At 46.4% G+C, this 11836-nt stretch carries 6 protein-coding genes; 5 read left to right on the forward strand and 1 reads right to left on the reverse strand.

The window, feature by feature from the left end; genetic code table 11:
• Together glgD and ACDE64_RS10335 are read left to right on the forward strand one after the other, a co-directional pair.
• Complete coding sequence (gene glgD / locus ACDE64_RS10330) at positions 1-1104, forward strand: glucose-1-phosphate adenylyltransferase subunit GlgD (protein WP_411346755.1); 1104 nt, start codon at positions 1-3, stop codon at positions 1102-1104.
• A gap of 33 nt (positions 1105-1137) precedes the next feature.
• Entirely contained in the window at positions 1138-3576 is a 2439-nt protein-coding gene (locus ACDE64_RS10335; RefSeq protein ID WP_411349933.1) for a glycogen/starch/alpha-glucan phosphorylase, read from the forward strand.
• A gap of 129 nt (positions 3577-3705) precedes the next feature.
• Here the strand turns inward: ACDE64_RS10335 and ACDE64_RS10340 are convergent, their stop codons facing one another.
• Complete coding sequence (locus tag ACDE64_RS10340; protein WP_411349934.1) at positions 3706-4986, reverse strand: helix-turn-helix domain-containing protein; 1281 nt, start codon at positions 4984-4986, stop codon at positions 3706-3708.
• 344 nt (positions 4987-5330) lie between these two features.
• Here ACDE64_RS10340 and bglX point away from each other — a divergent pair, with 344 nt between their 5' ends.
• From bglX to ACDE64_RS10355, 3 genes are all read left to right on the forward strand, one after another.
• Entirely contained in the window at positions 5331-7586 is a 2256-nt protein-coding gene (bglX, locus tag ACDE64_RS10345; RefSeq protein WP_411349935.1) for a beta-glucosidase BglX, read from the forward strand.
• 1120 nt (positions 7587-8706) lie between these two features.
• Positions 8707-9564: a BglG family transcription antiterminator LicT gene (licT, locus tag ACDE64_RS10350; protein WP_411346380.1), complete on the forward strand. Its 858-nt coding sequence runs from the start codon at positions 8707-8709 to the stop codon at positions 9562-9564.
• A 175-nt stretch (positions 9565-9739) separates the two neighbouring features.
• Complete coding sequence (locus ACDE64_RS10355) at positions 9740-11668, forward strand: beta-glucoside-specific PTS transporter subunit IIABC (RefSeq protein ID WP_411349936.1); 1929 nt, start codon at positions 9740-9742, stop codon at positions 11666-11668.
• Positions 11669-11836 lie beyond the last annotated feature (168 nt).

Genomic DNA, 11836 nt, shown 5'->3' on the forward strand with positions numbered 1-11836 from the left:
ATGAAAGGATTTGTAGGCGTTATTAATCTTGATCATGAACTGGATCAACTGAAGGAACTGACGTATTTCCGCTGCGGAGCGGCCGTCCCGTTTGCAGGTCGCTACCGACTGATCGACTTTGCTCTGTCCAACATGATGTATGCGGATGTACAGGACATTTCATTATTTGTACGTCGGAAATATCGCTCGCTGATGGATCATCTGGGAGAAGGTCGTCCATGGGATCTGGATCGTAAGCGTGGCGGATTATTCATTTTGCCACCGGATTGGCATGACCCGACCGACACTTCCCTTGGTGATTTGCAACATATTCACAACAATATGGACTTCTTTTACCGTAGTCTGGGTGATACGGTTGTGCATACCGGCACGCAGCATGTGAACAAAGTCGACTACAAGGATGTATATGCATACCATCTGGAAAAGGGCGCCGATGTAACTGTCGTTTACAAAAAAGTCGATGAATTGTTGCCTGAACATGGAGCATGTCGTCGGATAGAAGTGGACGAGAATGGCTTTGTCACTGATATTCATCAAGATCGCAGCCATCATAACATCTACATCGAACTGTTTATTATGAGCAAGGAGCTGTATCTGGAGCAAGTGAACTACTGCATCGCGCATGGTAAGAGCTATTTCTTCCGCGATGTGATCCAGAACAATCCGAACAATCTGAAGATTGCTGGATATGAATATAAAGGCTATAACGCCGTTATTAACTCGGTGGAAAGCTATTATAAAAACAGCATGGATCTGCTATGCCCGGATACGTATCAGCAGTTGTTCCATGAGAAGCCAGTACAGACCAAGATCAAATACGAAGCACCAGCCAAGTATTTGGAAGGCGCGAACGTTCGCAATTCACTTGTTGCCAATGGCTGCGTACTGGGCGGCGATGTTGAGAACAGCATCCTGTTCCGCGGTGTAAAAGTGGAAAAAGGCGCCCGTGTCGTCAATTCCATCATCTTGCAGAAATGTACGATTGAAGCGGGAGCGGTACTGGAAAATGTCATTCTCGATAAAGATGTACAGATTTCCCACGACCGCACGCTGATCGGCGATGTAAGAAGACCATATGTAACTGCCAAGAGCACTCTTCTTTGATGCCGCAAAACTGACTTCAGGAGGAATGGCCACTTGTTTACCACTAAAGAGGAATTTAAGCAGATTTTTCAGGATAATGTTGTTTCCAAATTGGGCAAGCCGCTGGAGGAAGTCTCGCACGAAGATGTGTATACGATTCTAAGCCGGATGATGAGGGAATTTGCTGGTCGTGAATGGGCGGCAACGAATCGGGAGTTGCGCCAAGATCAGGAGAAGCAGGTATATTATCTGTCACTTGAGTTTCTAATTGGCCGTTTGCTCGGTAATAACTTGCTCAATATGGGCATGTTCCATATCGTGCAGGATGGGCTAGCTGAGTTGGGAATTTCGCTGGATGATATTGAGGAGCAGGAAGCGGATGCCGGTCTCGGCAACGGTGGTCTTGGTCGTTTGGCTGCCTGTTTCCTCGATTCACTGGCATCGCTTGGTTATGCCGGACACGGCTGCGGTATCCGTTATCGGTATGGTTTGTTCGAGCAGAAGATTGTAGACGAGAATCAGGTGGAACTGCCGGATGATTGGCTGCAAAAAGGATTTGAATGGGAAGTTCGCCGTGCTGATCGCCGAGTCGAAGTACGATTCGGTGGGCAAGTAGAGACGCGGGAAGAAGAGGGGCAATTGCGCTTCTCCCTGCGCGACTATGAAGCGGTATGGGCGATTCCATATGATGTGCCAGTTATCGGCTATCGTGGTGGTAAGGATGATTACCATATCAATACGTTACGATTGTGGAGCGCTGAACCGGTTCGTGAGATGGCAAATCGCAATCTGGGCGGTTCCAGCAATTATTACAGCTATCTCAACTACAATCGTTCGGTAGAATCGATCTCCGAGTTTCTGTACCCTGACGATTCTCATTATGAAGGGCGTTTGCTGCGCTTGAAGCAGCAATACTTCCTCTGCTCGGCTGGATTGCAGAGCATTCTGCGTACGTATGACAAGCTGAATGTAAGCTACGATCAGCTGCCAGACAAGATTGCCATTCATATTAATGATACGCATCCAACGCTCGTAATCCCTGAGCTGATGCGTATTCTGATGGATGAGAAGGGCTATAGCTGGGATCGGGCATGGGACATTACGACACGAACGGTGTCGTATACGAACCATACGATTTTAAGCGAAGCATTGGAAAAGTGGCCTGCTCAGATGATTCGTGATCTGACACCACGTGTGTATATGATTATCGATGAGATCAATGCACGTTTCTGCCGTTTGCTCATGGATAAGTACCCGGATGATCCAGATCGGGTTGCACATATGGCAATCGTTTACGATGATCAGGTGAAAATGGCGCATCTAGCGATTGCGGGCAGTTATAGCATCAATGGAGTAGCTGCGCTGCATACCGATATTTTGAAAGAGCGCGAGATGCGTAATTTCTACGAATTGTATCCACAGCGCTTCAACAATAAGACGAATGGCATTACGCATCGTCGCTGGCTTATGCACGCCAATCCGCAGCTCAGCGATCTGATTAGCGAATCAATTGGCAAGCGTTGGATTACACATCCGCAGGAATTGACGAATTTGATCAAATTTAGTGAAGATGCGTCCTTCCAGCAGCAAGTTGCGGGCATCAAGCAGCATAACAAGCAGCGACTGGCTCAATACATTGAGCAGAAGTACGGAACGGTTGTGAATACGGAATCGATCTTTGATGTGCAGATTAAGCGTCTGCATGCGTATAAGCGTCAATTGCTTAATATTTTGCATGTGATGTACTTGTATAACCAGATCAAGTCGATGCCATCGCAGAGCACCGTGCCGCGTACGTTTATCTTTGGAGCTAAAGCAGCTCCGGGTTATTATCTGGCCAAAAGCACGATCAAGTTGATCAATCGGGTCGCCAATGTTGTTAATAACGATCCAGATGTGAAGGATAAATTGAACGTCTTTTTCCTAGAGAATTACTCGGTATCGCTGGCCGAGAAGATTATTCCCGCAGCCGATATTAGCGAGCAAATCTCGACCGCTAGCAAAGAAGCTTCCGGTACAGGTAATATGAAGCTGATGATGAACGGTGCGCTGACCGTAGGTACGATGGACGGAGCGAATGTGGAGATGTTCGAGATGTTGGGCAATGCCAATATGTTTATCTTCGGACTGAGTGCCGATGAAGTGATGAACTATTACCAGCACGGTGGTTATGTGGCGCGTGATGTGTATAATAGCGATCCACGTATCCGCGAAGTGGTCGATCAACTGATCGTACCGGGAGCATTTGCGTATAACTCGTATGAGTTTGAATCGCTGTACCGTTCACTGCTGGATAGCAATGACGAGTACTTTATGCTCAAGGACTTCGATTCTTACGCAGAATCGCATGTACAGATCGAAGCCGCCTATCGCAACCAGAAAGAATGGCTCAAAAAGTCGATCCACAACATTGCTCATTCCGGCAAATTCTCCAGCGACCGCACGATCAGTCAATACGCGGCAGAGATCTGGAAGATCAAGCCAATCCATTAGCAATTCAGATGATCAACACCGGTGCAGGATACTCTCTGCACTGGTGTTTCTTTTATAATGGATGGACGTTCTACAGGTAGACATACATATCACGTTCAAAACGATGGACAGGCTTTCATTTGTCGCATTCTATCGCTGCATATGCTTGTCCAGCACCACCCGCTCACCACCGCTTCGCCGACTACTATATTGCTTCGGCGTCATCCCAACGACCTTTTTAAAAATCTTCGTAAAATAACTCTGATCGTGAAACTGTAACATCGCTGCGATCTCCGCGAACGCATAATGGGAACTGATCATCAGGCGCTGTGCCTCCTGCACACGAACTCGCTGTAGAAATTCCACTGGCGATACACCTGTTTCCTGCTTAAAACGCCGTGACAAATAATCTCCGCTCAATCCCGCCGCTTCTGCCAGTTGTTCCAATTGCACTGGCTCATACAGATGATTGAACATATAATTTCGCGACTTATTCACTTCTTCCGAATACTGCTGCCGCTGACTTTCCAGCACACGATCCACAAAATCGGTATGGCACTTCCGCAGCACATCCTGCACCTCTGCTGGATTCTGACATTCCTCAACACCCTGAATGTAAAAATCACTCAGTGTATACCCAATCTCTGCATTTACGCCGCCATCCATCGCTGCCCGTGTAGCAAGAGTAATGGAGCAAATCGCCAGATTTTTCTCGCTGCGCAGCAGGCTTTTTTTGGATAGCACGCCCAGCTTTTCTGTTGGAAATCCCAGCTCCCAGCGTACCAGATCTTCTTTACGCCCATCACGAATGTATTGCATAAAGATTTTCTCCATCTCCGGGTTATGGTGATAAGTCGTTTGCGGATAATGCTCATACTCATCATAAGGGGAGGGAAGTGTCGTTCGCTGGGTTGCAGGCTGAATATGAATATGCAGATTATGCTGAATCACCGCCGCGATATCGAGCTGCTCCTGATATAGCATATAATGAATCATTACCGCTGCATTATAAATACGCTCCTTCGAGATCAGCGGCACCTGATGGTAAAAGTCCTGAATGACATCCTGCTGTCGAAAGGACAGATGATAATCGCGAATAATCCCATTGACCAGCTCATCCGGCACAATCGCATGGAAAAAAGGTCCGGCAATCAACGTTCCTTCCTCCGTATCAGCGTCCCTCAACGGAATAATCAAATAATGCTCCAGTACATTGGTCGCCCGCACAGCCGGATAACGATCATGTTCCGATACCCGTGTCGCTAGCAACGCTAACGTCTGTTCTTGGCTTTCGTATATCGGATTAAAGGGACGCGCTGGATGCTGCTCCAGCAGTTGCCCCTTTTGATTCACTACATAGAGAGTAACCTGATATTCCGTATGAAGGAGTTTAAGCAAAAAGCGCAATGTATTACTAAATGACGGTTGCATGGTGCTACCCTCCATTTCTATCGAATAGATGCTGATCTATATGGTATCTAACGTATTCAGATTGTATCCAGAACTACACATTTATGAATGTAGCCAATGAGTTGTTATAGCAATCTTTATCTTTTGCAATCCAAATCCAGAATGTACAATTTCTGCAATTCTGTCGAAGAGGAAGAGACGTTTCTACTTTCAGTTCGCACATATTGTCTGTTATTTTACCAAAAAAGCAGGAATATAACCATAAATCAAATCCGTAAACGCCTACATTAATACTGTAAGCTGTATCACACTGCAATACCGAATACAGCAGGTTCACTTATTACAACGAAATGAGGATGATCTCAATGACAAATGTACAACATACGGAGACTCAGGAATTGGCGGCACTTGTAGCGCCTTATCATAAAACAGGTGTAACACCGCGTAGTGAAGAAAATATCACCGCAGCGGTTGAGGAACTGCTTGGGCAGATGACACTGGCAGAGAAGATCGGTCAGATGAGCCAATGCGCCGATTCAGAATTTGCTTTTGGTGGAGATGTAGAAGCCGATCCAACCGATATTTTGGTGCGGGAGGGACGTGTTGGTTCCATTCTGGGCGCATTCAATAGCCGCCGTACATTTGATTTGCAAAAGCTGTCAGTCGAGCAATCCCGTCTACGCATTCCGCTGTTATTCAATGCAGACGTGATCCACGGCTACCAGACGATCTTCCCAATTCCGCTCGGCTGGGCAAGTAGCTGGGATTTGGAGCAGATTAAAAATGCTTGTGTCATCGCCGCTCGTGAAGCGACTGCATCCGGTATTACGTATAACCACGCACCGATGGTCGATATTACGCGCGATGCACGCTGGGGACGTGTGATGGAAGGCGCAGGAGAAGATCCATATTTGGGTTCCCTGATTGCCAAAGCTCAGGTAGAAGGGTTCCAAGGTGAAGATCTGTTTAGCGAAGAAACGTTGATTGCTTGCCTGAAACACTTTGTTGCTTATGGCGCATCCGAATCCGGTCGCGATTATAATACAGTCGATATTTCCGAATGGACGCTGCGCAATGTGTACTTGCCACCGTTCAAAGCCGGGCTGGAAGCAGGCTCCGCTTCGGTCATGAACGCATTTAACTTTTACAATGGCGTACCGATTGCTGGTAACAAATTCATTCTGAATGATCTGCTGCGCAAAGAGCTTGGCTTTGACGGTATGCTGATCTCTGACTATGGTGCGATGGATGAGATTTATATTCACGGCGCCGCTCGTGATCGCAAAGAGGCAGCGCGCATGTCGCTGGATGCAACGATGGATATTGAGATGGTGACACAGCTGTATGAACAGTATTTGCCGGACCTGATTGCCGAAGGTAAAGTGGACATTGCTCAAGTGGACGCTGCCGTACGCCGTATTCTGACATACAAATACGTGATCGGTATTATGGATGATCCGTTCCGTTATATTCGTCCTGACAAAGAAGCTGAATACCATTTCCATCCAGAGCATCTGCAAGCAAGTCTGGAGCTGGCACGTAAATCAATTGTCCTGCTCAAAAATGAAGATCGTATCCTACCGCTGTCCAAAACAGGCGTGCTGAACGGTGACAGCACGATCGCTCTGATCGGTCCATTCGCAGATAGCAAAGACTTGCTCGGCGCATGGCAATTCTCCCGTTACGGTGAACAAACTGTAACCTTGCGTGAAGGTTTCCAAGCAAAAGGCATCAGCGACGACAAGCTGCTGTACGCACAGGGTAGCGCAGTAAACGAAGCTATCTCCGGTGGCATCGAGCAAGCGCTGCAAACTGCCCGTCAAGCTGATGTGGTCGTACTTGCACTGGGCGAAGATAGCGAAATGTCTGGCGAAGCCGCATCGCGTATGGATATTACCATTCCCGCATCACAGCAAAAGCTGGCGGAAGCAATCGTTAAGCTGGGCAAACCAGTCATTCTCGTATTGACCAACGGACGCCCGCTCGTGCTGGACTGGTATGAACAAAACGTCGATGCCATCGTCGAAACATGGTTCCTCGGCTCGCAAGCTGGTCATGCCATCGCCGATGTCCTGCTGGGCGATTACAATCCATCCGGTAAACTCACGATGAGCTTCCCGAAACATGGCGGACAAACGCCAATTTACTACAACCGTTTCAATACCGGACGCCCGCTGAATGACCAAAATAAAGACGAGAAATACATTTCCAAATACTTAGACGGTCCTAACGATCCACTGTATCCATTCGGTTACGGTCTGAGCTATACCAACTTTACCTATTCCGCCTTGAAACTAGATCGGGATATCATCAAACGCGGCGAATCCATCACCGTGCGCGCAACTGTAACCAATACAGGTAACGCAGCAGGCGAAGAAACCGTACAAATGTACATCCAAGATCTGTACGGCAGCACCGTCCGCCCAGTCAAAGAACTCAAAGGCTTCCGCAAAATCCAACTAGCTCCGGGTCAAAGCACACAAGTCGAATTCAAAATCTCTGAATCCGACCTGCAATACTGCAACGCGAAGCTCCAATGGATCGCCGAAGAAGGCGAATTCAAAGTATTCGTCGGCACCAACTCCAACGAAGTCATCGAACGCACCTTTGAACTCATTTAATTGTCTTCCATAGTTCTAATCTTTGAATTGATCTAGAACTAGCGCTCTTTGAATGAATATAGCCTTCACCGAACAAACCATATCATTCAAAACAAATAAAACAAATAAAATAAACATCACTCCAAACAAACCATCAAATATGACAACCAATAAAGGGATAAAGCCTGCCATCACCAAAAGCAGCCTTTATCCCTTTATTTGATCCAAATACAAATATATGTTAATTTCATATAGAAGATATCCTAAACTAAACAAACCAATCATAAGCCAACCCACCCAATCACCATTACCATCCAACAAAGAAAAGAGGAATCTCCCATGAAATCCAAATCCACAACCCGACGAATCCTAATCATATCCACCATCGCCCTAATCCTACTCGCCGCTTGGTTCACCCTTGCCCTAATCGTAAGATCCGTATCCGCAGCTGCTTAACTCTAACTCCAAATCCAATCACCAACCCAATTATCAAAAAAACGAACCCCCAACCCACAACGCCCTATATCAAAATAACGCCAAACTAAGCCACCACCCCAATCCCAAAAATCACCATCTAACCATCATCACATCCAGAATAAACCCTATACTTCAAAGCCCATATCCTTAAACCCCCACCAACCATAAACAAAACCACCTTAAACAAACAAATAAATCTTCATCCCCAACACAAATACATACATAAAACTCACCAGCCTGCCACCTTGCTCATCACCAAGATCTTCTCCCTACCACTACCCACCACAATGTTGTGTGTGCGGCGGAGCGGAGGGGGAGGAAAAATGCCATAAGGTCGACTTTGGAGAGTGGAGTTTTTACCGCTCACTACCTCATCCGTAAAAACTCCACTCTCCACCGGAGACCGTTGGCATTTTCCTCCCCCGCAGCGGTCCACCTCACAACCAACATATCCATCCATTTCAATCCGTCCAAAGTAACAATTACACACGTCAACTCGAAAAGGCTTACAAAAACGGTTGTCATTTTATGTCGGCTATGTTAGTATGAAAATATAGAAACCAAAAACACGGATTGTTACTGAGTAATCAGGCAAAACCGAAACTGACAATAGTGTCAATTTTGGTTTTGCCTTTTTGAGCATTCATATAAAAAGGTGATGAAGATGAGGATATCGCAGGTTCTGAATAACAATGTCGTCACCGTTGTTGATTCCGGCAAACAGGAACTGGTCGTTATGGGCAGGGGCATCGGATTCAAAAAACATCCAGATGACTTGGTTGATGAAGCGAAGATTGAAAAGGTATTCAAGCTGGAAAATAAAGAGATCTCAGACAAGCTGACCGCGTTGCTATCGGACATTCCGATGGAATATGTGGAATGCTCAGATGAGATTATCCGATACGCACAGACGGTACTGGGCAGCCAGCTTCATGACAGCATCTATATTTCGCTTACCGATCATATCCATTTTGCGATTGAACGGCACCGACAAGGATTGGAAATCAAGAACGCCCTATTATGGGAGATCAAAAAGCTCTACCGCAAAGAGTATTACATTGGAATCAAGGCACTCCAGATGATCGAAGATATGCTGGGCGTCTCGCTTCCCGAAGATGAAGGCGGCTTCATTGCACTGCATTTTGTCAACTCTCAGCTCAATGGACAGATGAGCGAAACTGTTAGCATGACGAATATCGTCAAGGATGTGCTGCGGATCGTAACTCGCCATTTTGTGATCGAGCTGGATGAGGAATCGCTGAATTACTTCCGCTTCCTCACGCATTTGAAATTTTTTGCCCAGCGTGTCATTAGTGGCACAGCAAGCGAGCAGGGGGATAGCCCGCTGCACGATATGGTCAAAAATCAGTACCCTCAGGCATATGCCTGTGCGCTGAAAATTCAGGACTACACGCGTAAGATTCATCAGCGTGACCTGTCCAATGAAGAACTGCTGTACCTGACCATTCATATCGAACGGGTCACCAAAAAGGAACATGTCGATTCATCAGAAAGCAATTGAATACCGGCTAGAGGGATTGTTACTTTGGGTAGGCAAAACCTAAATGTCGAAGAATGTTTACATCAAAATGTGCGGATGTTGCGCACCGATGGTATCATTCCTCTGCATTTAGGTTTTTTTATATCCCAAAACGGATTACAAACATGTAGAACAGCAATATAGAGGAGTGTTCATTATGGATAAAGTAAAAGTAGCTCAGGACGTATTGAAACTAGTAGGCGGCGAGCAAAACGTAGATCAGGTGACTCACTGTATGACGCGTTTGCGTTTTAACCTGCATGACGATAACAAAGCAGACAAAGCGCAACTGGAGAAAACAGAAGGCGTTATGGGCGTGATGAAAAATGGCGGTCAGTTCCAAGTGATCATCGGTAACGAAGTAGCTGGTGTATACAAAGAAATGACTGCAAAGATGTCTGGCGGCGGTGCCAAACAAGCACCAGTAGAAGGCGCAGCTCCCGAGCAAAAACGTAACGTAATCAGCGCACTGTTCGACTTCATTTCCGGTATCTTTACACCGATCCTGCCAGCGATTACTGGTGCAGGTATGATCAAAGGGATCGTGGCAATTCTGGTCGCACTTGGCTGGATGTCCAGTACAAGCTCGACGTACATTATTTTGTCAGCGATTGGCGATGGGGCGTTCTACTTCCTGCCGATTATTCTCGCTGTTAGTGCTTCACGTAAGCTTGGTAGTAATATTTATATCGGGGCGGCATTGGCTGCTGCGATTATGCACCCGACGATTACAGCATTGCTGTCTTCTGGTGAGAGCGTAAGCTTTGCCAGCATTCCAGTCATTGCAGCAACATACTCATCGACGGTTATCCCGATCGTTATTGCAATCTGGATCGCATCGTATGTAGAAAAAGCAGTTGATCGCATTACCCATTCTTCTATTAAATTGCTCGTCGTACCAACAGTTACTCTGCTGATTATGGTTCCACTGACGTTAATCGCAATTGGACCACTCGGTTCGATTATCGGTAACGGACTGTCAGGCGGTATCTCGTGGTTGTTTGATAATATGTCGATTGTTGCAAGTATTCTGATTGGTGGTACGATGTCCCTGCTGATCATCACTGGTATGCACTATGCATTGCTGCCAATCATCGTTGGTTCGATGACATCGCTTGGTTATGACTTTATCATTCCATTGATGTTTGCAGCGAACTGGGCACAAGCTGGTAGCGCATTTGGTGTCGGTCTACGTTCCAAAAATGGTAAAACCAAATCGCTCGGCTTCTCAACTGGTCTGACAGCGGTTATGGGTATTACAGAACCGGCAATGTACGGTGTGAACATGAGATTCAAAAAGCCATTTATCGCCGCTCTGTCTGGTGGTGCCATCGGTGGTGCCTTTATGGGGATCTTCCACGTCAAAGCTTATGTTATTACCGGTCTGGTCGGTTTGCCGAGTGTGGCTGCATTTATTAGCCCATCGATCAGCACACTGATCTATGCAATCGTTGGTGGTTTGATTGCACTGGTTGCCGCAGCGGTTATCACATACATTATTGGAATTAAAGAAGACGTACAACAAGAAGCAGAAGTGGCTGCTGTAACAGAACAACCGTCCACTAATGCAGTGGAACAAGCAGACGCTGTAGCAGCGACTCTGATCGAGAACGAAACGGCTCCACGCGCGATAAAAGCTACTCAAATTCTGAGCCCGATGAATGGCGAAGTGAAACCGCTAAGCGAAGTACCTGACCCTGCATTTGCTGAAGAAATTATGGGTAAAGGCGTAGCGATTGAGCCATCCGAAGGACGCGTTGTCTCACCAGTTAATGGTACGGTATTCTCAGTATCCAAAAGCGGTCACGCGATCGGACTCGTAAGTGAAGACGGTACAGAAATGCTGATCCACATCGGTATCGATACCGTGAAGCTAAAAGGCAAACACTTCACGCCACACGCTCGTTCTGGTCAAGAGATCAAAATCGGTGATCTGTTGATGGAATTTGATCTGGAAGCAGTACGTAGCGAAGGCTATGCGACAATCACACCAGTCATCGTGACCAATATCCACGATTACAACAATCTGGATCGTGCTGATCATGTACAAGTGCAACAGGGCGATATGCTCTACAAGTTGAACTAATATAGTAGAATGTAACATCAATTTCAATATCGATAGGCTTTAGCTTTAGTATGAATTGCAAAACTGATGATTGTATGTATTCCAAATCAGACAAATCAGTTATTACCTGCCATTCATCGTTCCTATCCAAAGAATCAATAGAATGCCAAAAGCCTGTAACCAAAGCGC

The organism is Paenibacillus sp. WLX2291 (genome assembly GCF_046603665.1).
GTDB lineage: Bacteria > Bacillota > Bacilli > Paenibacillales > Paenibacillaceae > Saccharibacillus.